The organism is Paenibacillus pinihumi DSM 23905 = JCM 16419, from assembly GCF_000422505.1.
GTDB classification, from domain to species: domain Bacteria; phylum Bacillota; class Bacilli; order Paenibacillales; family Paenibacillaceae; genus Paenibacillus_D; species Paenibacillus_D pinihumi.
Genome location: NZ_AULX01000040.1, coordinates 1 through 25371 on the forward strand (window position 1 = coordinate 1; position 25371 = coordinate 25371).

Consider the following 25371-nt stretch of genomic DNA (forward strand, 5'->3'; position numbering starts at 1 on the left):
TGGGTTCAGAACGTCGTGAGACAGTTCGGTCCCTATCTGTCGTGGGCGTAGGAAATTTGAGAGGAGCTGTCCTTAGTACGAGAGGACCGGGATGGACGTACCGCTGGTGTACCAGTTGTTCCGCCAGGAGCACCGCTGGGTAGCTATGTACGGACGGGATAAGCGCTGAAAGCATCTAAGCGCGAAGCCCCCCTCAAGATGAGATTTCCCAATTAGTAAGACCCCTTGAAGACGACGAGGTTGATAGGCTGGGGGTGGAAGCACAGCAATGTGTGGAGCTGACCAGTACTAATCGGTCGAGGGCTTATCCTAAAGACTTTAGCTAAAATGATTCACAATGTCTTTCGCATCCAGTTTTCAAGGTGTAAATTACTTGTTTCTATTTTGTTTGGACAAGTTTTTTAACGTGGCGGCGTAGCTCAGCTGGCTAGAGCGTACGGTTCATACCCGTGAGGTCGGGGGTTCGATCCCCTCTGCCGCTACCAACTTCATAAGGACGCTTAGCTCAGCTGGGAGAGCATCTGCCTTACAAGCAGAGGGTCGGCGGTTCGATCCCGTCAGCGTCCACCATCTATTATTTTTTTGCCTTTTTTGGCAAAACATTGCGGAGCTGTGGTGTAGAGGCCTAACATGCCTGCCTGTCACGCAGGAGACCGCGGGTTCGAATCCCGTCAGCTCCGCCATTTTACATCATTTGGCTCGGTAGCTCAGTTGGTAGAGCAGAGGACTGAAAATCCTCGTGTCGGCGGTTCGATTCCGTCCCGAGCCACCATTTATACAGCAAGAGCCATTAGCTCAGTTGGTAGAGCACCTGACTTTTAATCAGGGTGTCGAAGGTTCGAGTCCTTCATGGCTCACCAGTTTACAATCACTACCCACGATTTTTATCGTGGGTTTTTTTGTTGTTTCTATATAATAAGTTGAACAAATAATTGTTGAGTGTGGTCTCCATGTGTTCGGATCTCTATTGTTCTCAAGTTCATAGATGTCAGTGCGATCCGTCAGGAAAGTGTAAGCCTGGGCTTCATTATGTTACAATAAATAAAAAGCCTTAAACATTCGGATAGGAGCTATGACGAAATGAGCAATATGGAGTGGAAAGATCAGCTAGAGCAAATTCTCGGCTGCACGACACGCTTGTTTCAGATCAAGACAAGCGAGTGGGAGGACAAGGCTGCTCCTCAGGCAACCGGCTCGGCTGTATCTCCGCGGCCGGGAAAGTCGGCTGTGGTATATGATCAGCTGTGGATTGTGGTTTCTTCCGAGAGACAGAAGCTGCAGGTACTCGAAATTCCCCGGAAACAGATCACGGAGAAGGAAGAGGCCCTAATCAGCTGGACAATTGTAAATTTGAAGCAAGTCAAACAGGAAACTGCAGGTAAAGGAAATGAAGCAAGTGTATTGCTTACCGAGCTTGGAGAATGGATTCAACTGGAATTAGATAGCGGTTCCAAAGGTGTGATTGTTCCGGATCATCTGACCATCGGGGGGAAGCTGTTCTCTGAAATGGTGTCTTTTCTTCTGGTAAGCGAGCATGTTCCACCGAACAGCACGTACTCGGAGCTGGAGAAGCTGCTGGATTCCTTTTTCGAAGAGGATGTGCTGCTAGTTCCGCTTAAAACACAGGAGTGGCTGATTCTGGCGCCGGTATCGCTATTGAGCGAGGCGGATAATGAGGAACGGGAAGAAGAAGAAGAGACAGTGGATGAAATACTGTTCTCCATCTGCTCCGGACTTCATGGCATGCTGGCCAGTGAATGGATCGGCGAATGCCACCTGGCCGTATCTCAGCCGGTGACACCTGCCAACTCCATCGTGGAAACGTTGTCGTTGCTGCAGGAGACCATTTATTTGGGCCGAAAATTTCATGTTGGAGAGAATATTCATTTGCCGTGGCTGCTTCATCTGGAAAGGCTGCTTAACAGCATACCGGAATCACAGCGGGCGATATATATGGAACAGATGCTTAACCGCTCGGATGTCATCATTGAGCCCGAGATTCTGATGACCCTGGAAACTTTTTTCGGGCTGGACTGCAATGTAAGCGAGACAGCCAAAAAGCTGTATATCCACCGTAATACGCTACTGTACCGACTGGATAAACTGAAGCAGGAAACAGGCCTGGATGTTCGCGTCTTTAGTGACGCTGTACTTGTAAAAATTATTTTACTATTGTACAAAGTGACGAAAAGGAGATAGTTTTTTTGTAAAGTATGTGCATAGTCATCTGCACAGGTCTGAGATAAGATAAGAATATAATAAAACCAACGTTTAGGGGGAAATACAAATGGCAGGCGTACGTTTAGAACATGTCTACAAAAAATATCCCGGTTCCGATAAGGCCTCTGTTACTGATGTTAATCTGGACATTAAAGACAAGGAGTTCCTTGTTCTGGTTGGACCGTCCGGTTGCGGGAAATCGACTACACTTCGGATGATTGCAGGTCTGGAAGAAATCTCTGAAGGTAAACTGTTCATTGGCGAGCGTCTTGTTAACGATGTTGCTCCTAAAGATCGTGATATTGCAATGGTATTCCAATCCTATGCTTTGTACCCGCACATGAACGTGTACCAAAACATGGCGTTTGGTCTGAAATTGCGTAAATTCAAAAAAGCAGACATCGACAAGCGTGTTCGTGAAGCTGCTAAAATTTTGGACATCGAACATTTGCTTGAGCGTAAACCAAAAGCACTTTCCGGTGGTCAGCGTCAACGGGTTGCCTTGGGCCGTGCGATCGTTCGTGAGCCGCAAGTATTCTTGATGGATGAGCCGCTCTCTAACTTGGATGCCAAGCTGCGTGGACAGATGCGTGCTGAGATTACTAAACTCGCTAAGCGTCTTGAGACAACTGTTATCTACGTAACGCATGACCAGGTTGAGGCGATGACGATGGGTGACCGTATCGTTGTTATGAAAGACGGTTTCATTCAACAATCCGCTTCCCCTGAAGAGCTGTACAACCATCCGGTTAACATTTTCGTTGCTGGCTTTATCGGATCCCCATCCATGAACTTTATCAGAGGGACACTGACTGATAAAGGCGGTACGATCAGCTTTAAAACAACAGGAATCGATGTTGCATTGCCAGAAGGCAGAGCAAAAATCATTCGTGAAAAAGGCTATGTAGGCAAAGAGGTAATCATGGGCGTACGTCCTGAGGACCTGCATGATGAGCCTGTATTCCTGGAAGCTTCCCCAGCAACAATTGTAACTGCTCTGGCAGAGGTTGTTGAGAACTTGGGTTACGAGAAAAACATCTACCTCAATGGTCTGGGTAACGAAACTGTTATCGGCCGTGTGGATGGACGTTCTACAATTAAAGAAGGCACTAACATTAAATTAGCAATCGATATGAACAAAGTTCATATGTTCGATACTGAGAATGAACTGAGCATTCTGCTGCACAACTAATTTCTCTTTAGCTAACGGGCAGCCCCTTTTCGGGGCTGCTTTTTTATTTTTTCCTATATATAAGTTGAACAAATAGAATCTTTACATGGCAACTATACCCGAATCTCAATGGCTCAAGGCTGTATTGCCTCCAGATTATACAATCCGGGTTATTGTGAACCAGTTGATCAAACGAAATATTCAATAACAAAAAGTAGCTGAAGAAATGGTAGGCGTTGCTTTCGGCGCTTTTTTCCTTTACGATGGATACATTGGGAAAAGACGAAAAATTGAGTCCCTGGCATCATTGCATGGGCGTGAGGGAGGCCATTATAGTGCCCAAAAAGGTGAAGGTATCTGAATTGGTACAGCAATTTCAATTGGAAATATTAGCTGGAGAGGATGGACTGAAGCGGGGAATTACAGTTGATGATTTGTACCGTCCGGGGCTTGAGGTAGCCGGTTATTTTAATCACCATCCAATCGAGCGTATTCAGATTTTAGGGAAAACCGAGCTTGCGTTTCTGGAGACGCTGGATAGCGCCGAGAGAAAAGGACGCATGGAGAAGCTTTGTGATGATGCAACCCCTTGTATCATTATCACCCGCGGCCAGGAAGTTCCGCAGGAGCTTCTGGATGAATCGGATCGCAAGAAGCTACCGCTGCTGCGCAGCCAGATTGCAACAACGCATTTGATCAGCCGCATCACAAATTTTTTGGAGAATCGCCTAGCGCCTACGGCCACCATTCATGGTGTCCTGGTCGATATATATGGAATTGGCATGCTGATTACAGGCAGCAGTGGAATCGGTAAAAGTGAAACTGCTTTGGAACTGGTCAAACGGGGCCACCGCCTTGTGGCCGATGATGCGGTAGAAATCCGACAAATGTCCGATGGTCAGCTGGTGGGTTCCGCTCCTGAGCTGATCCGGCATCTGCTCGAAATTCGCGGTCTTGGCATTATCAATGTCATGACGCTGTTTGGAGCGGGTGCAGTTCGTACTGCTAAGCGGATCAGCGTCGTGATCAAGCTGGAGAACTGGCAGCAGGAGAAGCAGTATGACCGTCTTGGGCTGGATGAAGAGACCACCCGGATTATCGATACAGATGTTCCTCTTGTGACAGTGCCGGTCCGTCCGGGCCGAAACCTTGCTGTCATTATTGAGGTGGCCGCGATGAATTTCCGGTTAAAGCGCATGGGCTATAACGCGGCACTGCAATTTACGAACAAGCTGACAGAGACGATTGCTGAGGATATGGACGATTATGAGTAATTATGAGTAAAGGAGTCCGGTAATCATGAATTTTTTGAAACTTGATCCGGTTGCCATTCATATAGGGCCAATCCCTGTAAACTGGTACGGGATTATCCTCGGCTCGGCAGCGCTGATCGGCCTGCTGCTTGCCATTCGGGAGGGCAAGCGCTTCGGGCTGTCCCCCGATTTCTTTATGGATTTGCTGCTGCTCGGCGTACCGTCAGCAATAATAGGGGCAAGGATTTACTATGTCGCATTCAAGTGGGACGAATACAAGGGCAACTTTGTCGATGTCTTTAAAATATGGAATGGCGGTATTGCGATATACGGAGCCCTGATCGGGGCGTTTATATGCGGTTTTTTCTATTTCCGCCACAAAGGTTACAGCTTCCTGCGTCTAGCGGATATTTGTGCACCAGGTCTCATAGCGGGTCAAATGATTGGCCGCTGGGGAAACTTCGTGAATCAGGAAGCGTATGGCGGTCCGGTCAGTGAGGATTTTTTGAGAAATACACTGCATTTGCCTGGCTGGATTGTGAATCAGATGGAGGTTGTCCCGGGTGTATTCCATCATCCGGCGTTCCTGTATGAATCGATGTGGAGCTTGCTGGGACTTTTGCTGATGTTTGTGTTGCGCCGCCAATCGTTTTTGCGTGTAGGCGAGTTGCTGATGTTCTATTTCATCTGGTATTCCCTTGGCAGATTTTATATCGAGGCTCTTCGTACGGATAGTCTGGCTTTCCAGGGACCAGCTTGGCTGGAGAGTATGGTGAATGGCTTGTGGTCGCCGATGACGGTTCTGTTCCAACAGGGTTATCTCGATCCGGCTTACGGCAATGTCCGTATTTCACAAATCGTGGCCATCGTACTCGTGCTGCTGGGTATTGCATTTATTGTCATCCGCAGAGCGGCAGGAATGGCTACTGTACGCTATAATGACCCGATCCGCTCCACCAAGGCTGGCAAATCAGCTGATACAGCTACAGCGGATACTAAAGCAACCGCCCGCATTGCCGGATCAGAAACAGATCCAAAGGCAGGTGCAACTGCTCCAGCTGACAAAAAGGATGGAGACAAGGAGATATAGATTTGAATACAACAATTAAGACCGTGCTTTTAGACCTTGACGGTACGATTTTAGATACTAATGAGCTGATCATTCAATCGTTTTTACATGCCTTGAAGGACATTGTTCCTCCTGATTTTCCAAGGAAAAACCTGATTGAGAGCATGGGATTGCCGCTTCAGGTGCAGCTGCAGCAGTTTTCTGGCCTTGAGGATGTTTCCCATCTGGAGGCTGCTTACCGGGCTCGCAATAAGGAGCTGCATGACGAGCTTGTATGTCTGTTTCCGAATGTACTGGAGGTTATGGAGACTCTTCACCAGGCGGGAATTCAGATTGGCGTGGTGACGACCAAAATCCGGATGTCCACGGAACGCAGCCTGAAGTTCCTGCAGATCCCAGATGTGCTGGGGGCCGTGATCACGGTAGATGATGTGGTGAATCCAAAGCCGCATCCTGAGCCGGTTTTGAAAGCTCTGGAGCAGCTTGAGGCCGATCCTGCGACCACCTTAATGGTAGGAGACAGCCCCGTGGATATGATCTCTGCGGTGAAGGCCGGCGTAATTCCTGTTGGTGTCGCCTGGTCATTGAAGGAGGAGGCTTTGCTCTGGGAGGCAGGAGCTCGCTACATGCTCAAGGATATGCGTGATCTATATGAAATCGTGGGATTGGAGCGGAAGCCGCTTGCGAAAAATTGAGCGATATCCGGTAGAGGGCCCGAATGCATTATGGCAGGTCTATAAAACGGTCAGCCCGTGGAAGGCGGTACGCAATTTTGTATTCATCCAACTTGCCCGTTATTGCCCGATTCTTCCGGTTAAAAATTGGATTTATTCAAAAGTGCTGGGGATGAAGGTAGGGAAGCATACGGCCTTCGCGCTCATGGTTATGGTAGACGTGTTCTTTCCTGAGCGGATAGAAGTGGGAGATAATACGATTATCGGCTACAATACTACAATTCTTGCGCATGAATATTTGATCAAGGAATACCGTCTTGGAGACGTGAAGATTGGACAAGGCGTCATGATCGGGGCGAACTCAACCATTCTCCCTGGTGTGACGATTGGCGATCATGCTGTAGTAGCTGCAGGGTCGGTCGTGCATAAGGATGTCGCGCCACACAGCTTCGTAGGCGGCAATCCGCTCCGGGAGCTGGGGAGCCGCAGGCAGAATGCCGAAGATATTCTGAACGCGGCACAACAGGATACGATTTAAAATCCGATTAGCAACGGGATTGCCACGGCGCGTATATCGTGCTGCGTTGGCAATCCTTTTTGTATATGTCCTGCTATTCTTGGGCGATTATTCCGCTTTATTGCTTACACCCAGAAGTTGGACGACCAGAAGGGGAAGCAGACTGCGGACACGCAAAGGAAGTCACGGCCAATCGCGCTTGACGAAGCATATTTTCCATGATAAAGTGAGTTAAATCTTTATTTTGGCAGTATGGTAAATTGTTAATGCTTTAATAAACTAAAGTGATGTAGGTGAACGTTGTGTCCAAACCAAAAGTATTTGAAAAGCCGATCGGGGTAAAGGATTATTTGCCGCATGCAGTATCCAGGCTGCGCCATATTGAGGGCCGCGTACTGGCTTGCATGAGCGCATGGGGCTATGAGCAGATCATGACGCCTACAATCGAATATTACGATACAGTTGGAGTTGCGAGCTCAACTTCCGACCAGAAGCTGTTTAAGCTGTTAAATAACCGCGGTACGACACTGGTGCTGCGCTCGGATATGACGACTCCAATCGCCAGAGTAGCCAGCTCCCTGCTCAAGGAAGCAGAGCATCCGCTGCGCCTGTCCTACCATTCCAATATATTTAGAGCCATAGAAGAGGAAGCAGGCCGTGAAGCGGAGTTTTTCCAGACAGGAGTCGAATTGATCGGTGATGCTTCTGCCGAAGCAGATGCGGAGGTCGTTGCACTGGCAATTGCTTCGTTGCAGGCAGCAGGAGTAGGGCGCTTTAAGATTGCGATCGGACATGTAGGCTTTTTGAACGGCCTGCTGGAGGAGACGTTGAACGGGCAGCCTGAGATCCAGGAGGAACTGAAATCCTGCCTGTTGCGCCGGGATTATGTCGGTTACCGCGAACAGTTGCGCCAGCTTCAATTGGGCACAGAGCTGGAGCGTGGATTGGAGGGTATTTTACGGCTGCGGGGCGGTCAGGAAATCTGCGACCAGGCGCTTGAGCTCAGCTCGAACGAGACAGCCAAAGCTTCCATCCGCCACTTGTGTGAGATTTGGGATGTGCTGAACGCTTATGATGTATGTGAGCATGTGCTCATTGATCTGACGATGATCGGAGATTTCTCCTACTATACAGGTATGACATTCGAAGGCTACGCGGCGGAGCTCGGGTTCCCTGTCGCAAGCGGGGGCCGATATGACAATCTGCTCAGCCAATTCGGCAGACCTGCGCCGGCTACCGGCTTTGCTTTGAAGACAACGCGGATTCTGGATCTGATTCGTACCGGTCAGGGCGAGGAGAAGAAGCGCATTCTGATCGGTTATGATGCACAGAGCCGCGAAGGCGCGCTGCTGGCGGCAAAGCGTTACCGGGAGCAAGGAGATGTAGTTGTGACCGAGCGTGTGGAGAACTGGGACAACTGGGCTCCGGGAGCGTCTGGTGCGCCGCTTCCTGTGACTTACAAGGGGAATAGCTATTCGGCGGTTGTCCCCTTCCAGAGCAGCCGGATCAAGGGAGGTACGGTGTAATGAGCCAACCCAACATGAATATACTAAAAGTTGCGATGCCCAAGGGCAGAATTTATAAGCAGGCCTCCAAACTGTTCCGGGAGGCGGGCCTGCCGATTCCGAGCGATTTTGATGATACGCGCAAACTGGTCATTGAACTTCCCGAAATGGACATGGAATTCATTATGGCCAAGCCGGTCGATGTGCCGACCTACGTGGAATACGGCGTGGCGGATATCGGTATCGTCGGCAAGGATGTTCTCATGGAAGAAAACAAGGATGTATTTGAGCTACTGGACCTTGGAATCGCCAAGTGCCGCATGTCTGTGATCGGGCTGCCGGATTGGACGCCTTCTATTAATCCGAGAGTGGCGACCAAATATCCGAATGTGGCCTCCCAATATTTTCGGGAGCAGGGGCAGCAGGTGGAAGTTATCAAGTTGAACGGTTCTATTGAGCTGGCTCCGCTTATCGGCCTTGCCGACCGGATCGTGGATATGGTGGAGACAGGACAGACGCTGCGGGAGAATGGTCTTGTGGAAATGGAGACCATCTTCGGCATTACCAGCCGGCTTATTGCCAACCGGGTGAGCTACCGGATGAAGAATGCGAAAATACAAAGCCTGTGCGACCTTCTGCAAGCGGCAATTACCGTTAAGCAGGGTTAGGGCCAAGAAAACTTTCGGGGCGCTGGAGACGGCCCTGGAGGGCGCCAGAGAGAAAGGGGAACGGGGAACATGCGGATCATTCCTGCAGAGCAATTTAATTTAAGCCGCGAGGTGGAGTATGGGACGCCTGCGCAGAATGAAGCGGCAAGAGAAATTGTTGAAGCTGTCCGGAAGGAAGGCGATGCTGCACTGCTGCGGTATACGGAGCAGCATGACAAGGTGAAGCTTGATGCCGGCAGTTTGAGAGTAACGGAGGCAGAAATTAATGCCGCCTACGAGCATGTCGATGCTGCGTTTTTGACGGCGATCCGCAAAGCGGCTGCCAATATCCGAGCCTTCCATGAGAAGCAGAAGCGCAATTCCTGGATGGACCTGCAGCCGGACGGAACACTGCTGGGACAGATTATACGTCCGCTCAAGCGAGTGGGTGTGTATGTACCCGGCGGCAAGGCGGCGTATCCGTCCTCGGTGCTGATGAACGTGATCCCCGCACAGGTGGCAGGAGTGCCGGAAATTGTAATGGTCACCCCCCCTTCTACAGGAGGACAGGATGGCATTAATCCATTCATCCTGGTTGCGGCAGCGGAGGCCGGTGTGAAGGAAATGTACCGCGTCGGCGGTGCGCAAGCCATTGCAGCGCTTGCTTATGGAACGGAAACGATCGAGCCGGTGGATAAAATTACGGGTCCGGGCAACATTTACGTGGCCCTTGCCAAACGGCTGGTGTTCGGTGTGGTGGACATCGACAGTATCGCAGGACCAAGCGAAATTGCCGTACTGGCAGATGATACAGCCAATCCGGTCTACGTGGCGGCTGATCTGCTGTCACAAGCTGAGCATGATGAGATGGCCTCCTCTATTCTGGTGACAGCTTCCCGGCCGCTGGCAGAGGCAGTGTCTCAAGAGGTGGAGCGGCAACTCAAGGAGCTGCCGCGCGAGGAGATTGCCCGCAAGTCAATTGAGAGCTACGGCGCCATTCTGCTGACGCCGTCGGTTGATGAAGGAATTGAGGCCATTAACAAGCTTGCTCCGGAGCATCTGGAGATTATGACAAAGGACCCGATGGAGCTGCTTGGCAGAATCGAGAATGCGGGAGCGATCTTCATTGGCGATTACAGCTCGGAGCCGGTAGGCGACTATTTTGCGGGACCGAATCATATTCTGCCGACGAACGGCACGGCACGCTTCTCCTCGCCGGTGAATGTGGACGATTATATTAAAAAATCAAGTTTGATTCATTACAGCAAGGAAGCGCTGCTTCAGAACGGCAAGCATATTATTGCGCTGGCCCGGCATGAGGGACTGGAAGGCCATGCAAGGGCCATTGAGGTGCGCCTGGAGCAGGAGCGGAACACGTAATTTGAACCGGCCAGGATAAATAAATTGATTGATACAGAAAGAAGGGCGAATGACTATGACAGAAGCAAGACAGCGCATATCAGAAGTGGCGCGCAAAACGAATGAAACGGATATCAAGCTGTCCTTTGGCGTGGATGGTACTGGAACGGCTAATATTGAAACGGATGTTCCTTTTCTGAATCATATGCTGGATCTGTTCACCAAGCATGGCCAGTTTGATTTGACTGTAGAAGCACGCGGAGATGTGGATATTGATGATCACCATACAGTCGAGGATATTGGTATTTGTCTGGGGCAAACTCTGCGCGAGGCGCTTGGAGACAAGAAAGGGATCAAGCGCTATGCGAGCGTTTTCGTACCTATGGATGAAGCGCTTGCCCAGGTTGTCATCGATGTCAGCAATCGCCCTCACTTCGAATACCGGGCAGAATACCCGTCCGAGCATATCGGAAGCTTCTCCACGGAGCTGGTGCATGAATTCCTCTGGAAGCTTGCGCTTGAAGCAAGAATTACCTTGCATGTCATTGTTCATTACGGCCGCAATACCCACCATATGGTGGAGGCGGTATTCAAGGCGTTGGGCCGTGCGCTGGACGAAGCAACCGCTATTGATCCCCGTGTGCAAGGAGTGCCATCCACGAAGGGAGTGCTGTAGCACATGATCGCAATCATTGATTACGGCATGGGTAATTTGCACAGCGTTAGCAAAGCGGTAGAAAGGCTCGGTTTCGAGGCGGTTGTTACTGCTGATCCCCAGCTTATTCTGGATGCTGATGGAGCGATTTTGCCCGGTGTAGGCGCATTCGGTGATGCGATGCAAAATCTGCGCAACACAGGATTGGATGAGGTGGCCCGCTACTACGCGGAATCCGGCAAGCCGCTGCTCGGCATTTGCCTGGGGATGCAGCTGCTGTTCAGCCGTGGTGAAGAACACGGAGACAATGAAGGCCTGGGGCTGATGGAAGGTAGTGTCGTCCGCTTCCAAGGCGACTATAAGGTGCCGCACATGGGATGGAACAAGCTCAGCTTTCACCAGGGCAGTCCGCTCTTTAACGGCCTTGAGGAAGGTTACGTCTATTTTGTGCACTCCTATCATGTAAAGCCGGAAAATGGGGATAACCTGCTGGCTACGACGGATTATAATCAGGATGTGACTGCGATCGTAGGCAAAGGAAATGTATTCGGCATGCAGTTCCACCCGGAGAAAAGCGGGGAGCTGGGAATGCAGTTGCTGGGCAACTTTCTAGCGCTTGCGACAGGGGAAAACCGGATTGCAGAAGGGCAGCTTCAGCAAGGCTAGAGCAAATGGCCCAGCACAGAGCCGAAGCAACAAATTACTGCGGTTCCATTGCAAAAAGAACGAAGCATATAGCAGCATGGCAGATAGAATAGAGGAGCTAAGGGAGCGAGGAGGAAGGCATAATGTTAGCCAAACGGATAGTGCCTTGTCTGGATGTGAAGGACGGACGGGTTGTCAAAGGAGTCAATTTCGTCAATCTCCGCGATGCCGGTGACCCGGTGGAACTGGCCTCAACCTATGACCGTGAAGGTGCGGATGAGCTGGTATTTCTGGATATTTCCGCTTCGCATGAAGGGCGGGCGACAATGGTCGATGTTGTGCGCAGGACAGCGGAGGAGATCACGATTCCGTTTACAGTAGGCGGCGGTATCGCCCATGTCGATGATATGAAGCGTCTGCTTCGTGCGGGAGCGGACAAGATTGGTATCAACACGGCTGCTATTAAAAATCCTGCGCTCATTTCGGATGGCGCGCGCGTATTTGGCTCCCAATGCATCGTGGTTGCGCTTGATGCCAAGTTCAATCCCGAATGGGGCGAGTGGGAGGTCTATACCCATGGCGGGCGCAATGCTACAGGCATCCGCGCACTGGAATGGGTAAAGGAAGCGGAGCGTCTGGGCGCAGGTGAGCTGCTGCTGACAAGCATGGATGCGGACGGAACGAAAGATGGTTTTGACGTCAAGCTGACACGGGCAGTATCGGATTTGGTCCGCATCCCGGTCATCGCCTCGGGCGGTGCAGGGAAGGTAGAACATTTTCATGAAATATTCGAAAATGGACATGCGGATGCGGGGCTGGCGGCTACAATTTTCCACTACAAGGAAATGACAATCGGAGAAGTGAAACAGGATTTGCGGACGAGGGGAGTAGAGGTGCGATGACAGAACAGGCATTCAGCCTGGATGCGGTGAAATGGGACCGCGACGGACTGGTTCCGGCAATTATTCAGGATGCGGTGAGCAAGGAAGTACTGATGATGGCATATATGAGCCGGGAATCGCTGCAAAAATCGGTTGAAAGCGGGGAGACCTGGTTCTGGAGCCGTTCCAGACAAGAACTATGGCATAAAGGCGCGACCTCGGGACATATCCAAAAAATCCGCTCCATGAAATATGACTGTGATGGCGATACGCTGCTAATCCGGGTAGAGCAGCACGGTGCGGCATGCCATACCGGACGATACAGCTGCTTCTACAACGACATTCCGGTTGAAGGGGCAACAGCTGATCCGAGAGAGGCTGAAGACCGTTTTGCGATGCTGAATCAACTGGAAGCGACAATCGCCCAGCGGTATGCGGAGCGTCCGAGCGGTGCGTATACGACTTATTTGTTTGAAAAAGGCGTGGATAAAATTTTGAAAAAGGTTGGCGAGGAATCGGCGGAGGTCATTATCGCGTCGAAAAATCAGGACAATGACGAGCTGCGCAGTGAAGTCAGCGATCTGATTTTCCACTTGATGGTGCTGCTCCGTGAGCGAGGGCTTCCTCTCGACGATGTGATGCGGGAGCTGGGTGCGCGCCACAATAAGCCGACCACAAACAAAATGAGATAGAAAGGCCGGGTGTGCCATATGTTGATTGATTATCACACGCATCATGCCCGCTGTGGTCATGCGGTTGGCAGCCTGGAGGATTACGTGAAAAGAGGGATTGAGATTGGATTGGGCCAGATCGGCCTGTCTGATCACATCCCTCTTGTCCATGTTGACCCGGCCGCCTATTACCCGGAGATGGCAATGCCGATGGAGGAGCTTCCCCGTTATGTGGAGGAGTGCTATGAGCTGAAAGAAAAGTACAAGGGCATCATCGATATCCGGGTCGGCCTGGAGGCAGACTATATCGAGGGCTGGGAGCAGCAGCTTGAACAGATCATTAATGCCTACGAATGGGACTATGTCATCGGCTCTGTTCATTTCCTGGGCGAGTGGGATGTGACGGATTTTAGGCAGACACATGGCTGGGAAGGCCGTGACAGGCTCGAAGTATACCGGACCTATTATAATGCGGTACAGAAGGCGGCGGCTTCCGGGCTATATGATTACATCGGACATATTGATGTGATCAAGCGTTTCGGCTTCAAACCTGATGAAGATGTGACGGAAATGGAAAATGCTGCGCTTGAAGCGGTGAAACGCCATGATTTGGCAATTGAGCTGAATGCATCCGGATTGAGAATGCCGGCGGCGGAGATGTTTCCAAGTCGCAGAATGCTCGAATATGCGCTGAAATTGGGCATTCCGGTGACGATTGGATCGGATGCGCATCAGCCGGAAAGGCTGGGTCAATACTTGGATCAGGCACGTGCGCAGCTGCAAGAAGTCGGATTTTCACAGCTTGCAACGTTTAATAAACGCAACCGGACAATGATAAGCTTTTGAAAAATAACGAAATGTATGTATAATGTTAATAGTTCAAGCGTGTGCGACTGCCGTGCCATGACTAAAAAAATGTCTACGGAAAGTTGCCGCGCTCTAATAGCTGTTGATATGCGAGAAATTATTCAAGTCTTGTATTTTGAACAAACTACGGCTGAATCATGAAGAATTTTGTTTCCAAAAGCTCAGGAGGGTATCATGTTTAGCGACAAGTTGCGTATTTTTTCAGGTTCCTCAAACCCTAAATTGGCCGAACGTATTTGTGCGGAACTCGGACAAACACTCGGCAGAATTAAGGTATCAAGATTCAAGAGCGGTGAGATTTACGTTCACTATGAAGAGACGATCCGGAACTGTGATGTATTCCTGGTTCAATCGTTCTCCCATCCGATCAATGAATTCTTTGTGGAGCTGCTGGTGATGATTGATGCTGCCAAGCGGGCCTCCGCACGGACGATCAACGTCATTGTGCCGTATTACGGCTATGCCCGCCAGGAAAGAAAGGCTGCTCCGCGTGAGCCGATCTCGGCAAAAATGCTGGCGGATGTACTGACGACAGTTGGCGCGAGCCGGGTTATTACCATCGACCTTCATGCACCAGCTATCCAAGGGTTCTTTAATATTCCGGTTGACCACCTGACAGCGCTCGATCTGCTGAGCGACTATCTCAAGTCCAAGGATATTAAAAATCCGGTTGTTGTATCTCCTGATGCAGGCCGTGCGTCGACAGCAGAGAAGCTGGCTAACCATCTTGATTCGCCATTTGCGATTATGATCAAGAAGAGACCAGCTCATAACGAGTCTGTCATTACCCACGTAATCGGGGATGTTGAAGGACAAACACCAATCATTATCGAGGACCTGATTGATACGGGAACGACGATTGTCAATGTCGTCGAAAGCTTGAAGGAGCGCGGTGCAGAAGACATTTATGTCTGTGCGACTCATCCGCTATTCTCCGGTCCTGCGCTGCAGCGCCTGGATCATCCTTATATCAAAGAAGTTGTTGTGACGGATTCAATTGCTCTTCCAGACAGCCACTCTGACCGTTTCAAAGTGCTGTCCGTCGCGCCGATGCTGGCTGAAGCGACACGCATCATTATGCAGGGCGGTTCGATCAGCACACTGTTCAAAAATGCAGGAATTTAATAGTTGAGCCGAGACAGGCAGCAGGCAAGTTTTATACCTGCTGCCTGTTCTGCGGGAAGGCGAAAGAGAAGGCGCGGGGAGATTTACGCTTGTGTATTCCTTGGCCGACTGTGGTATAATCTTAAGCAAATTCGCCCGTATAAGGAGGTGCCCTGCGTTGAAAGAAAAGAAGCATGCGGCTGTTAGCAAACCATCAAAGGTCATTCCCATTCAACTGGATGCCACCTTTTTTTTCGAGCGCGCGGTCCGGTCGCTAGACCGGCTCCATTATGACAAGGCACTAAAATATTTCCGGCGAGCCGTCGACTATGAACCGGATAATCCGGTCAATCATTGCAATATGGCTGGCATTCTGTCGGAGATGGGCAACTATGAGGAGTCAAACCGTATACTAGGAACCATCGTTGAGGAATTGGATCCTTCCATGACAGAGTGCCATTTCTATATGGCAAATAATTTTGCCAATATGGAGCAATATGAGGCGGCCGAGGACTCTCTTGTCCGATATCTGGAAGAGGATGCAGAGGGACAATTCCTGGATGAAGCCGAGGAAATGATGGAGCTTTTGCAATATGAGCTGGAACGGCCGCCGAAACAGGCGGTCATCAAGTCGCGCGAAGGCTTGTATGAGCATGACCAGGCAAGAATGCTGTTGGAGGAAGGGAAATTTGCAGAGGCAGTGCGGATTTTGGAGAGCATTGTCAGCAAATACAGTGATTTTCTGGCTGCCCGCAATAATCTGGCGCTTGCCTATTATTATATGGGCCTGTTTGACAAAGCGATGGAGACGATCCAGGAAGTGTTAAGGCTGGAACCGGGCAACCTGCATGCGCTTTGCAATCTGGCAATCTTTTATCAGCACGCAGACCAGCAGGAGCTGCTTGCACCGCTCGTCGAACTGCTGAAAAAAACATATCCGTTTCATCATGAGCATGTATTTAAGCTGGCGACGACAATGGGCATACTAGGCGGGCATGAAACGGCACACCGGCATTTTATCCGCCTGTTGAAAGATCCTTCATTGCAGCAGGACCCTTGTCTGCACCACTATACGGCCATTGCGGCGAGCAATTTGGGCAGGCTGCAGGAGGCCGAGCGCTTGTGGAGGCAGACAGCCAAGCTCGATCCCGGATCAGATATTCCCAAATACTATCTGGATCAGTTGGAACGTGTCCGTAGCGGTGAGGAGCCGGCGCCAAGCAGCTACCATTATCATCTTCCGTTCGAGGAGCAGTTCAGGCTCTGGGAAAAATCTTCCGACGGGCTGCCTGATCATCTGAAGCGAGACCCCCTTGTGCGTTCTTCTTTTTTTTGGGCGCTGCGCCATGGGGATCGTCAGACGAAGCTCCAGGTCATACAGGCGCTGGGCATGATTGCGGACAATGAGGTAAAAGATGCGCTTCGCGCTTTCGTGATGGAGCCTGATGAAGATGATTATTTGAAACGGATTGCTATTTTTGTTTTGCGCTCAATCGGGGTCCATGATCCGCTCGGAGCGGTGCTTGAAGGCAAGCAGACGATCGTCGAATCGAACCTGATCCCATCCAGGCTTCCGGTGTGGGAAGAGAAGTGGCAGGCGGTGCTTGAGGCTGCTCTGGCCCGGATGAACAAGCATTATGATCTTGTTCAGCAGCATGATTTGCTCACGCTGTGGGTGGAGTACTTGACGCGTGTGTACCCTGAGGTTCCGAAGGTGAACAAAGCGGCAGGATGGGCTGCGGCTCTCGAATATTTGACGGCCAAGATGCACAGGCGGGAAATCTCGTACCACGAAGTATCAACCCGCTACAATGTATCCATATCCACGGTCAGCAAATATACGAAGATGATTGATGAGGCATGCGGCATCAAAGAAAAGATGAAGACGGTATTTCCGCAATTCGGGGAATTTCAAAACGATTAGATGGCACACAATAACATATAAAACATGATGAGTTTGTAAGGGAGGTAATTTTGATGTATAAATCCATTATTATCGGTACTGGACCCGCGGGTCTGACTGCCGCCATTTATTTGGCCCGCGCCAATATGAACCCGCTTGTTATTGAAGGACCGGAGCCGGGCGGACAGCTCACGACGACGACGGAGGTCGAGAACTTCCCGGGCTTTCCCGAAGGAATCATGGGTCCTGAGCTGATGGCGAACATGCGCAAGCAGGCTGAACGGTTCGGTGCTGAATTCAAGACCGGCTGGGTAAATTCCGTTGATACTTCCCAGCGTCCGTTTAAACTACAAGTGGAAGGCCAGGGCGAGCTCGTAGCAGAGACGCTGATCATCTCCACTGGAGCTTCGGCGAAATATATGGGCATTCCAGGCGAGAAAGACAACATCGGACGTGGTGTCAGCACATGTGCAACTTGTGACGGCTTCTTCTTCCGTGGCAAAAAGATCGTTGTTGTAGGCGGCGGAGATTCTGCTATGGAGGAAGCGAACTTCCTGACGCGCTTTGCAAGTGAAGTTGTGCTTGTTCACCGTCGTGAAGAACTGCGTGCCTCGAAGATCATGCAGGATCGTGCCCAAGTCAACGACAAAATCAAATGGAGCCTGAATAAGACGCCTGTAGAAGTTGTTGCGGGCGGCATGGGTGTTACAGGCCTTAAAGTGCGTGATAATGATACTGGCCAGGATGAGGTAATTGAGACCGACGGTTTGTTCGTGGCAATCGGCCATACACCGAATACAAAGTTTCTCGCAGGTCAGATTGAAACTGACGAAACCGGATATATTCTGGTGAAGCCGGGCACATCCGAGACCAATATCCCAGGCATCTTCGCTTGCGGAGATGTACAGGATCAAAAATACCGTCAGGCTATTACGGCTGCGGGCAGCGGCTGTATGGCTGCACTGGATTGCGAGAAATTCCTTGAAGGCCATATGGTCCATGATTGGAGCCAGTCGCTGTAAATCAGAACAAGAAGTCACGGGGCGTGTTTGCGGATTGGTGCAGGCACGCTCTTTTTTCTTCAAAATATAAGCATTTATAAGCTTTCCCTTTATAAATGCTTATATTTCTAAGCGGAACGAAGCTGCTGCCTGTCAAGGACGGCATAGTTGTTTCCACTTGATTACTGCTTATTTTTTGTTTGAAATGATCCTTGTTGGAGTCATGAATCAGATGTTTTTTCATCCGGGTTGTAAGGGTAAGGGAAACTGAGCATACGTTAAATTAAACGAGAAAAAGCCATAAAATGTGTTGTTCTTGACCGCAAGGGTATGTTGGCTTATAGTTGGTACAGAAGCAGTTAACTATTTAATTGAGGTGGCCATTGTCATGTCTGAAAAGATTTACGTTGGGGTAGATATTGGAGGAACCGCAATTAAGGTCGGTATTTGCGATCCGAATGGCGAATTGCTCCATACGTACGAAGGACCAACCGAAACAAGCAAGGGTACAGATGCGATATTAAACAACATTGCTGCTTATGCACGTCATATTGTAGATGAATCGCCTTTTGAGTGGGACCAAGTGGAAGGTGTAGGGCTCGGTATTGCCGGATTCCTGGATATTCCGAACGGAATTGTGACCTTTTCCCCTAATTTGGGGCTGCGTAATGTTCCGCTCAGAACGGTATTGGAAGAGAAGCTTGGAAAAACAGTCAAAATCAATAACGATGCCAATGTTGCAGCACTGGGTGAAGCATGGGCCGGCGCTGGCAAAGATGTAGGGCATTGTGTGATGTACACGCTTGGCACTGGTGTCGGCGGCGGTATCATTATCAATGATAAAATTGTTGAAGGCTATGCCGGCAAAGCAGGAGAGCTTGGCCATATTCAAATTGTGCCTGATCTTGAAGCGATTCAATGCGGCTGTGGCAAAATGGGATGCCTGGAGACGGTATCTTCAGCTACCGGGATTATCCGCATGGCGAAGGATGCAGTAGCGCGCGGTGACAGAACTTCACTTTCCATGGTGGATAACATTATGGCGAAGGATGTTGTGGACGCAGCCAAAGCAGGCGATGAGGTTGCTATTCGTATTGTAAATCGTGCAGCCTATTACCTTGGCAAATCGTTGTCTGTCGTATCCGTTATTTTGAATCCGCAGCGTTTCATTATCGGCGGCGGAGTTTCAAAAGCGGGCGAGTATCTGTTTGAGCAAATTCGCGAAGTATTTACGAAGCTTACCCCGGAGTCATCGCAGGAGGGCGTGGAGATTGTGCCTGCGAAACTGGGTAATAATGCAGGTATTGTTGGTGCGGCCGGCCTGATCATCCGCGGTTAGTTACAATACGTTCATGCGCCGTGAGCGGCTTGTCTGCTTTTGGCGCTTTCTGAGCAAGGAGGGATGAACATGACGACCAGTTCAGCAGCAATGGCAAAACTTATCATAATTACCGGAATGTCAGGTGCAGGAAAGACAATTGCAGTGCAAAGTCTGGAAGATTTGGGTTTTTTCTGCGTTGACAATCTTCCCCCGGTGCTCATCCCGAAATTTGCGGAATTAATCGAACAATCCAAAGGGAAGATTGGGAAGGTAGCGCTTGTCATCGATTTGCGGGGCCGGGAGTTCTTCACGGCTCTGTCCGAATCGCTCGCTTATATCCAGGATCATTATACGATTCAGTGTGAAATATTATTTTTGGATGCAACAGATGGCGTGCTCGTACAGCGCTACAAAGAAACAAGACGCCGTCACCCGCTTGCTCCCGATGGTATGCCGCTGGAAGGCATCGCACTGGAGCGCCGCCTGCTTGAGGATTTGAAGGGCTGGGCGACCCAAGTAATTGACACCAGCAATATTAAGCCAGCCCAGTTGAAGGAGCGGATTGTTTCCCGGTTCTCCAACTTGGAGAAGAATGCAATTTCGGTGAATGTTACTTCATTTGGCTTCAAATATGGCATGCCGATTGATGCGGACTTGATCTATGATGTGCGTTTTTTGCCTAATCCGCATTATATTGAGCATTTGCGTCCGAATACGGGGCAAAATCCGGAAGTGTATGATTATGTTATGAAATGGCCGGAGACACAGGAGTTTTTGAATAAACTTCTGGATATGCTTAATTTTCTTATCCCTCTTTATCAAAAGGAGGGTAAAAGTCAGGTTGTGGTCGGCATCGGCTGCACAGGCGGCAAGCACCGTTCAGTAGCGATTGCGGAATACTTGGGACGAATGCTGGGCAGCAGTGATACGGAAATTGTGCGTGTCAGCCATCGTGATGCCGAGCGTGACCGCCACTAGCGGGGTGAAGCGTTGAATCAGCGTAAGAAAAAGAACCAAAAGCCGGGCATTGTGGTCATCGGCGGCGGAACCGGGCTATCGGTCATGCTTCGCGGCTTGAAAGAAAAGCCGCTGGATATAACGGCCATTGTGACGGTAGCTGATGACGGCGGCAGCTCCGGCATTTTGCGCAATGAGCTTCATATGCCGCCCCCCGGAGATATCCGGAATGTGCTGACCGCTCTTGCTGATGTCGAGCCGCTGCTTGCGGATATGTTAAATTACCGTTTTAATCATGGCAACGGATTAGCCGGACATAGTTTGGGCAACCTGATGCTGGCAGCCATGACAGATATATCGGGAGACTTCGTGACCGGTATTCGTGAGCTCAGTCGTGTATTGGCTGTCAGAGGCCGCGTACTGCCTGCAGCAGGTCAATCCATTGTACTGAAAGCGGAGATGATAGACGGGACGATCATTACAGGCGAATCGATGATCCCCAAAGCCCGTAATCAAATCAAACGTGTGATGATCGAGCCTGAAAATGTGGAACCGCTTGATGAAGCGCTGGAGGCGCTTCAGGAGGCTGATGCTATTCTTGTAGGACCGGGAAGCCTGTATACCAGTATTATCCCCAATTTGCTCGTGCCGAAGCTGGCGCAGGCAATTATGGAGTCAAATGCGGTCAAGATTTTCGTATGCAATGTGATGACCCAGCCGGGGGAGACGGACAATTATTCTGTCAGCGACCATCTGGAGGCTATTCATGCGCATGTCGGGCATCATTTATTTGATTATGTTATCGTGAATGACGGGGAAATTCCTCCCCAGGTGCAGAGCAAGTATGCGGAAGAGGGAGCCCAGGCTGTACATCTTGACCTCGAGGAAGTCAAGAAGCGCGGGTATCAGGTCATCGCCGACAAATTGGTGCTGTTCCGCACGTATTTGAGGCATGATGCGGCGCGTCTGAGCCATCATATTTATCAGCTGGTTGAAAGCTGGATGTTACGAAAGAGGTGAGCCCTTTGTCTTTTGCGGCCCAAACTAAAAAGGAACTGACCTTAATTGAAGCAGATTCCTGCTGCGAGAAGGCGGAGCTGACGGCGCTCATACGAATGAATGGTTCTGTTAACCTTTCCAACCGAAAAGTAATTCTCGATGTATCCACCGAAAATGCGGCCATTGCCAGAAGAATTTATTCTTTGATCAAAAAGCTGTTCTCTGTGCATACCGAGCTGTTGGTCCGTAAAAAAATGCGTCTGAAGAAAAACAATGTCTATATTGTCCGGATTCCATTAAGAGTCCAGGAAATTCTTTCTGAGCTGCGGATTGTATCCGAAGGCTTTATTTTCAATCAAGGGATTGATCCGGATATTATTCGTAAATCCTGCTGTAAAAGATCTTATTTGCGGGGGGCCTTTCTTGCCGCAGGTTCCGTTAATAACCCGGAAGGGTCGTCATACCATCTGGAGATCGCCTCCATGTATGAAGAACAGTGTCACGCCATGGTACAGCTCGCCAATTCCTTTCACTTGAACGCAAGATGTATTGAGCGCAAGAAAGGGTTTATCTTCTACATTAAGGAAGGCGAGAAAATCATCGAATTTTTGAATATTATCGGTGCCCATCAAGCACTGTTTAAATTTGAGGATGTTCGGATTATGCGTGACATGCGCAATTCCGTGAACCGGATTGTCAACTGCGAGACGGCGAATTTGAACAAGACGATCGGTGCAGCGGTACGGCAGATTGACAATATTAAGCTGATTAAAAGAGAACTCGGGCTTGAGAATCTTCCGGATAAACTGAAGGAAGTGGCGGAAATCCGTTTGCAGCATCCGGATATTAATCTGAAGGAAGTCGGCGATTTGTTAAAAGTCAAAGTTAGCAAATCGGGGGTTAATCACCGATTGCGCAAGCTGGATGAGCTGGCCGAGAAAATAAGAAACGGGTAACTTTTCAACCAGGTGGTCTCAGTGTTATAATTATAATAATGCAGCCATCTGAGCGACTTCTTGGCAGCGACAACTGCGTTTTGCTCAGAAATATAAGAATGTCCGTGTTACTATGTTTGTTAATTCTTATATTTTAAAAAAAGATCATGATTTTATCCTTGGTCTTTGCAAATAATAGTTAGACTGAAATTTGGTATAGGGGGTATGGTTTCCATGACAAGGCATCCTGTGGTCGTTCGTTTGAAGACAGGTCTCCATGCAAGACCGGCAGCACTTTTTGTACAAGAAGCGAATAAATTTTCTTCCGAAGTGTTTGTGGAGAAGGACGACAAAAAAGTGAATGCCAAATCCATTATGGGGATAATGAGCTTGGCAATCAGCTCGGGCACTGAAGTACACATAAGTGCAGAAGGTTCGGACGCAGAACAAGCTGTAACCGCTTTAGTCAACCTTGTAAGCAAGGAAGAGCTGGAGAACCAGTAAGAGCGGTACTGACATACGAAAAGTGGAGAGAAACCCCGTCTGTAAAGACGAGGGTTTTTCTGTATGTAAAAAACTTAAAATTTGATCGTAGTATTCCGATAATAGGAAGGTGATCCATATTTAGAAAATGAAGATTTTCAGAAAGAGAGGAATGAATGTTGGACGTTGTGCATAAAAGGGAACTCAAAAGTTTTTGGAGAGGGGTATTTCTGATTATAGGAGTGATGGCTGCGCTTTTCGCCATTATGTTATTCATGGGTATGCGAAATAACAACATACAAATGCAAGGTCCTATAAATCTGAATGAGACTGGGATGAGCGAGGTGACTAATGGATCATTTGTCGAATTGCGTATCAATCAGCTGCTGCCTCATGTCATCAGTTTAGATACAAAAGACACGTCCCTAACTATTGAGAAAATGTATCCTGTGCCGCTTGGTGATAAAGCATTGCTAATAAACGTTAAAGCGCGGCAGTTCCTTGATATGGAGAGGATCGTATCGTTTACGAGTATGGGAGTTAAAATCCCGCAGGAAGAAACAATGGTATTAAAGGGGCGCTTGCAACTCATTCCTGATGGTGTGAAGGAGATATTGGCTAAGGACGCTACTTTGGAGCAATACTGGCCTTATCTGTTTGCGACTGATATCCCTTCTGAAATTGGACAGGATAATTCGAAAGCTATATTTGATTTTATGAGCATTATCTTTTTGCCTATAACCGGTATTGTAGTATTTATTTCCGCAGTGAATTATTTTAGAATTAAAAAAAGGCATGCAGCAGCACTAAAAAATAACCATAATCAAAATTCTGTAAGTTAGGACGACATCAAAAAGCCGTGACGATTACCGTCACGGCTTTTTGATGTCGTGAGAAGAAGGTGTTCAGTTTAGCCATTACCTACTTCAGTCAAGGAAATCTTACGCTGTTCGAGAGCATTTTCAATGAGACGTATAAAATCATCAGATAAGCGCATCGCTTTGGCCTCGCGGTAAACTTCGAGCAAATGCTCGTCATTTAACGGTTTCAACAGCAGTGTCTTATCCTGATATTCTTCATAAAATGGCTCCGTTACTGTGAAGGAATGGGCATCGGAACTGACAGGTCTTTCAATCATTGAGCGCTGTACGTGGCGGCGGCTAATTTCGTTCGATTTGATGAAATTACGCATCGATAAAAAAGGATTTGATATTTTCATAAGACGCAACTCCATTATACAAGGTTTCAAAAACAACCCTAGAGATGTATGAATATGGGAAGTTCTTCGTTTTTTTCATCTTACCATGAAATGGGTAAAGCGTCTTGTTCGATTCAATACATCGAATTTTTCTTGACATATTACAACACTTATGATAAGAGCCTGACTGCGCCAGTGCGCGGTCAGGCTCTTATCATAAGCTTCTAATGGAAGATTTGCTTACAGAAGCGGGCTTCCAAGCCAGCTTAGAGAAAATAGGTTATACTTTCTCGATAACTTTATCGACAAGACCATATTCTTGAGCTTCAGCAGCACTCATGAAATAATCGCGGTCTGTGTCTTTCTCAATCCGGCTCAGCGGTTGACCGCTGCGCTCTGCCAGAATGTGGTTGAGCTTGTCGCGCATCTTCAGAATGCGTCTTGCACGAATTTCAATGTCGCTGGCTTGGCCTTCAGCGCCGCCCAGCGGCTGGTGAATCATAACTTCACTGTTTGGAAGCGCGAAGCGCTTGCCTTTAGCACCTGCTGTGAGCAGGAAAGCACCCATCGAAGCAGCCATACCGACACAAATTGTAGATACATCGGGCTTGATGAATTGCATGGTGTCGTAGATCGCCATACCGGCTGTAATCGAACCGCCAGGGCTGTTGATGTACAAGCTGATATCCTTCTCAGGGTCATCAGCTGCAAGGAAGAGCATTTGTGCAATAATCGAGTTGGCTACCACATCGTTAACGCCGCTTCCCAGGAAAATAATCCGATCTTTCAAAAGACGGGAGTAAATATCATAGGCGCGCTCTCCGCGGTTGCTTTGTTCAATGACCATTGGTACAAAATTCATATCCATCTGGACACGCCTCCATTCAAAATTAAAGGATGTAAAAACATCATAACGGATTCTAAAACAAAAGTCAAAGATAGTCAGACATTAGAAATAAAAAAACCTGACCATCAAGTCAGGATCATTTATATAATATGGCGCGCCCGCGAGGAATCGAACCTCGATCTCAGGCTCCGGAGGCCTACGTCATATCCATTGGACCACGGGCGCATAAATTATGTGCAACAGAGTTTATTATACGGGAGATTTGGGGAAAAGGCAAGAGAAATGAATGAAAATAGTTTGGCGGGTTGTTCCTCCGTAAAAGGTTGGGCCTCCGATCGCTGTTGATCCCCTGATTTCTCCCGATTGTAATCTGTATGGATGATGAAATCAGGAAATCAAAGGCGACCGCTTCGCTTCTCCGGCTCCAACCTTTTACTACGGAACAAAAGCCGCCTCCTATTTTCGGGAAAAGACAGGAAGGGAGGGGAC

General features: G+C 49.1%; 25 protein-coding genes, 6 tRNA genes and 1 rRNA gene. 29 read left to right on the forward strand and 3 right to left on the reverse strand.

Going from position 1 to position 25371, the window contains the following annotated elements:
- From H583_RS0113425 to H583_RS0113565, 29 genes are all read left to right on the forward strand, one after another.
- Nucleotides 1-312 (forward strand): 23S ribosomal RNA (locus tag H583_RS0113425); the annotation flags it as partial.
- A 96-nt stretch (nt 313-408) separates the two neighbouring features.
- Nucleotides 409-485 (forward strand) — tRNA-Met (locus tag H583_RS0113430).
- Between the two features lie 9 nt (nt 486-494).
- Nucleotides 495-570: transfer RNA gene (locus tag H583_RS0113435), tRNA-Val, on the forward strand.
- Nucleotides 571-606: 36 nt separating this feature from the next.
- Nucleotides 607-683 (forward strand) — tRNA-Asp (locus tag H583_RS0113440).
- A gap of 13 nt (nt 684-696) precedes the next feature.
- A tRNA-Phe gene (locus H583_RS0113445) sits at nt 697-772 on the forward strand.
- Between the two features lie 12 nt (nt 773-784).
- A tRNA-Lys gene (locus H583_RS0113450) sits at nt 785-860 on the forward strand.
- Between the two features lie 220 nt (nt 861-1080).
- A complete protein-coding gene (locus tag H583_RS0113455; protein WP_051236433.1) occupies nt 1081-2199 on the forward strand; it encodes a PucR family transcriptional regulator in 1119 nt (372 codons plus the stop codon).
- 88 nt (nt 2200-2287) lie between these two features.
- Nucleotides 2288-3412, forward strand: coding sequence for an ABC transporter ATP-binding protein (locus H583_RS0113460; protein WP_028560916.1), 1125 nt, complete (start codon nt 2288-2290; stop codon nt 3410-3412).
- Nucleotides 3413-3726: 314 nt separating this feature from the next.
- Nucleotides 3727-4665 (forward strand): HPr(Ser) kinase/phosphatase, encoded by a 939-nt coding sequence (gene hprK / locus H583_RS0113465; RefSeq protein WP_028560917.1) that lies wholly within the window; start codon nt 3727-3729, stop codon nt 4663-4665.
- 25 nt (nt 4666-4690) lie between these two features.
- Nucleotides 4691-5734: a prolipoprotein diacylglyceryl transferase gene (lgt, locus tag H583_RS32870; RefSeq protein ID WP_051236435.1), complete on the forward strand. Its 1044-nt coding sequence runs from the start codon at nt 4691-4693 to the stop codon at nt 5732-5734.
- Between the two features lie 2 nt (nt 5735-5736).
- Nucleotides 5737-6408, forward strand: a complete 672-nt coding sequence (locus H583_RS0113475) for an HAD-IA family hydrolase (RefSeq protein ID WP_028560918.1) — start codon at nt 5737-5739, stop codon at nt 6406-6408.
- The gene (locus H583_RS0113480; protein WP_028560919.1) at nt 6395-6925 is read left to right on the forward strand and encodes an acyltransferase; all 531 of its coding nucleotides are present in this window, start codon (nt 6395-6397) and stop codon (nt 6923-6925) included. The genes H583_RS0113475 and H583_RS0113480 overlap by 14 nt, the downstream gene beginning before the upstream one ends.
- 281 nt (nt 6926-7206) lie before the next feature.
- Nucleotides 7207-8430 carry an ATP phosphoribosyltransferase regulatory subunit gene (locus H583_RS32875; protein ID WP_036709588.1) on the forward strand — a complete coding sequence of 408 codons (1224 nt, stop codon included), beginning with the start codon at nt 7207-7209 and terminating at the stop codon, nt 8428-8430.
- The gene (gene hisG / locus H583_RS0113490; RefSeq protein WP_028560920.1) at nt 8430-9077 is read left to right on the forward strand and encodes an ATP phosphoribosyltransferase; all 648 of its coding nucleotides are present in this window, start codon (nt 8430-8432) and stop codon (nt 9075-9077) included. The genes H583_RS32875 and hisG overlap by 1 nt, the downstream gene beginning before the upstream one ends.
- Before the next feature lie 69 nt (nt 9078-9146).
- Complete coding sequence (gene hisD, locus H583_RS0113495; protein ID WP_028560921.1) at nt 9147-10436, forward strand: histidinol dehydrogenase; 1290 nt, start codon at nt 9147-9149, stop codon at nt 10434-10436.
- Between the two features lie 55 nt (nt 10437-10491).
- The gene (gene hisB, locus H583_RS0113500) at nt 10492-11091 is read left to right on the forward strand and encodes an imidazoleglycerol-phosphate dehydratase HisB (protein ID WP_028560922.1); all 600 of its coding nucleotides are present in this window, start codon (nt 10492-10494) and stop codon (nt 11089-11091) included.
- Between the two features lie 3 nt (nt 11092-11094).
- A complete protein-coding gene (hisH, locus tag H583_RS0113505) occupies nt 11095-11736 on the forward strand; it encodes an imidazole glycerol phosphate synthase subunit HisH (protein ID WP_028560923.1) in 642 nt (213 codons plus the stop codon).
- A gap of 122 nt (nt 11737-11858) precedes the next feature.
- Nucleotides 11859-12617, forward strand: coding sequence for an imidazole glycerol phosphate synthase subunit HisF (gene hisF, locus H583_RS0113510; protein WP_028560924.1), 759 nt, complete (start codon nt 11859-11861; stop codon nt 12615-12617).
- Entirely contained in the window at nt 12614-13288 is a 675-nt protein-coding gene (gene hisIE, locus H583_RS0113515; RefSeq protein ID WP_028560925.1) for a bifunctional phosphoribosyl-AMP cyclohydrolase/phosphoribosyl-ATP diphosphatase HisIE, read from the forward strand. Before hisF ends, hisIE begins: the two co-directional genes overlap by 4 nt.
- An 18-nt stretch (nt 13289-13306) precedes the next feature.
- Nucleotides 13307-14113, forward strand: a complete 807-nt coding sequence (gene hisJ / locus H583_RS0113520; protein WP_028560926.1) for a histidinol-phosphatase HisJ — start codon at nt 13307-13309, stop codon at nt 14111-14113.
- A gap of 195 nt (nt 14114-14308) precedes the next feature.
- Complete coding sequence (locus tag H583_RS0113525) at nt 14309-15259, forward strand: ribose-phosphate diphosphokinase (RefSeq protein ID WP_028560927.1); 951 nt, start codon at nt 14309-14311, stop codon at nt 15257-15259.
- 157 nt (nt 15260-15416) lie between these two features.
- A complete protein-coding gene (locus H583_RS0113530; protein WP_028560928.1) occupies nt 15417-17162 on the forward strand; it encodes a tetratricopeptide repeat protein in 1746 nt (581 codons plus the stop codon).
- Nucleotides 17163-17215: 53 nt separating this feature from the next.
- On the forward strand, nt 17216-18163 hold the full coding sequence (gene trxB / locus H583_RS0113535) for a thioredoxin-disulfide reductase (RefSeq protein ID WP_028560929.1): 948 nt from the start codon (nt 17216-17218) through the stop codon (nt 18161-18163).
- Nucleotides 18164-18530: 367 nt separating this feature from the next.
- Nucleotides 18531-19481 carry an ROK family glucokinase gene (locus H583_RS0113540; RefSeq protein WP_028560930.1) on the forward strand — a complete coding sequence of 317 codons (951 nt, stop codon included), beginning with the start codon at nt 18531-18533 and terminating at the stop codon, nt 19479-19481.
- 69 nt (nt 19482-19550) lie between these two features.
- Nucleotides 19551-20441: an RNase adapter RapZ gene (gene rapZ / locus H583_RS0113545; RefSeq protein WP_425414520.1), complete on the forward strand. Its 891-nt coding sequence runs from the start codon at nt 19551-19553 to the stop codon at nt 20439-20441.
- Nucleotides 20442-20453: 12 nt separating this feature from the next.
- On the forward strand, nt 20454-21440 hold the full coding sequence (locus H583_RS0113550) for a gluconeogenesis factor YvcK family protein (RefSeq protein WP_028560932.1): 987 nt from the start codon (nt 20454-20456) through the stop codon (nt 21438-21440).
- A gap of 5 nt (nt 21441-21445) precedes the next feature.
- On the forward strand, nt 21446-22375 hold the full coding sequence (gene whiA / locus H583_RS0113555) for a DNA-binding protein WhiA (RefSeq protein ID WP_028560933.1): 930 nt from the start codon (nt 21446-21448) through the stop codon (nt 22373-22375).
- 213 nt (nt 22376-22588) lie between these two features.
- Nucleotides 22589-22858: an HPr family phosphocarrier protein gene (locus H583_RS0113560; protein WP_028560934.1), complete on the forward strand. Its 270-nt coding sequence runs from the start codon at nt 22589-22591 to the stop codon at nt 22856-22858.
- Nucleotides 22859-23013: 155 nt separating this feature from the next.
- Entirely contained in the window at nt 23014-23679 is a 666-nt protein-coding gene (locus tag H583_RS0113565) for a hypothetical protein (protein ID WP_028560935.1), read from the forward strand.
- 68 nt (nt 23680-23747) lie between these two features.
- On the opposite strand, the gene sda is transcribed toward H583_RS0113565, so the two are convergent.
- From sda to H583_RS0113580, 3 genes are all read right to left on the reverse strand, one after another.
- Nucleotides 23748-24056, reverse strand: a complete 309-nt coding sequence (sda, locus tag H583_RS0113570) for a sporulation histidine kinase inhibitor Sda (protein ID WP_028560936.1) — start codon at nt 24054-24056, stop codon at nt 23748-23750.
- A gap of 259 nt (nt 24057-24315) precedes the next feature.
- Complete coding sequence (gene clpP / locus H583_RS0113575; RefSeq protein WP_028560937.1) at nt 24316-24897, reverse strand: ATP-dependent Clp endopeptidase proteolytic subunit ClpP; 582 nt, start codon at nt 24895-24897, stop codon at nt 24316-24318.
- Nucleotides 24898-25032: 135 nt separating this feature from the next.
- Nucleotides 25033-25107 (reverse strand) — tRNA-Arg (locus H583_RS0113580).
- Between the last annotated feature and the right edge of the window lie 264 nt (nt 25108-25371).

Coding starts and splice junctions, on each gene's coding strand:
- H583_RS0113560 (WP_028560934.1), top strand. CDS start 22,589: ATGACAAGGCATCCTGTGGTCGTTCGTTTGAAGACAGGTCTCCATGCA.
- trxB (WP_028560929.1), top strand. CDS start 17,216: ATGTATAAATCCATTATTATCGGTACTGGACCCGCGGGTCTGACTGCC.
- H583_RS0113565 (WP_028560935.1), top strand. CDS start 23,014: ATGTTGGACGTTGTGCATAAAAGGGAACTCAAAAGTTTTTGGAGAGGG.
- hisF (WP_028560924.1), top strand. CDS start 11,859: ATGTTAGCCAAACGGATAGTGCCTTGTCTGGATGTGAAGGACGGACGG.
- hisD (WP_028560921.1), top strand. CDS start 9,147: ATGCGGATCATTCCTGCAGAGCAATTTAATTTAAGCCGCGAGGTGGAG.
- H583_RS0113455 (WP_051236433.1), top strand. CDS start 1,081: ATGAGCAATATGGAGTGGAAAGATCAGCTAGAGCAAATTCTCGGCTGC.
- H583_RS0113460 (WP_028560916.1), top strand. CDS start 2,288: ATGGCAGGCGTACGTTTAGAACATGTCTACAAAAAATATCCCGGTTCC.
- hisB (WP_028560922.1), top strand. CDS start 10,492: ATGACAGAAGCAAGACAGCGCATATCAGAAGTGGCGCGCAAAACGAAT.
- sda (WP_028560936.1), bottom strand. CDS start 24,056: ATGAAAATATCAAATCCTTTTTTATCGATGCGTAATTTCATCAAATCG.
- hisH (WP_028560923.1), top strand. CDS start 11,095: ATGATCGCAATCATTGATTACGGCATGGGTAATTTGCACAGCGTTAGC.
- H583_RS0113525 (WP_028560927.1), top strand. CDS start 14,309: ATGTTTAGCGACAAGTTGCGTATTTTTTCAGGTTCCTCAAACCCTAAA.
- hisIE (WP_028560925.1), top strand. CDS start 12,614: ATGACAGAACAGGCATTCAGCCTGGATGCGGTGAAATGGGACCGCGAC.
- rapZ (WP_425414520.1), top strand. CDS start 19,551: ATGACGACCAGTTCAGCAGCAATGGCAAAACTTATCATAATTACCGGA.
- clpP (WP_028560937.1), bottom strand. CDS start 24,897: ATGAATTTTGTACCAATGGTCATTGAACAAAGCAACCGCGGAGAGCGC.
- lgt (WP_051236435.1), top strand. CDS start 4,691: ATGAATTTTTTGAAACTTGATCCGGTTGCCATTCATATAGGGCCAATC.
- hisG (WP_028560920.1), top strand. CDS start 8,430: ATGAGCCAACCCAACATGAATATACTAAAAGTTGCGATGCCCAAGGGC.
- H583_RS0113540 (WP_028560930.1), top strand. CDS start 18,531: ATGTCTGAAAAGATTTACGTTGGGGTAGATATTGGAGGAACCGCAATT.
- hisJ (WP_028560926.1), top strand. CDS start 13,307: ATGTTGATTGATTATCACACGCATCATGCCCGCTGTGGTCATGCGGTT.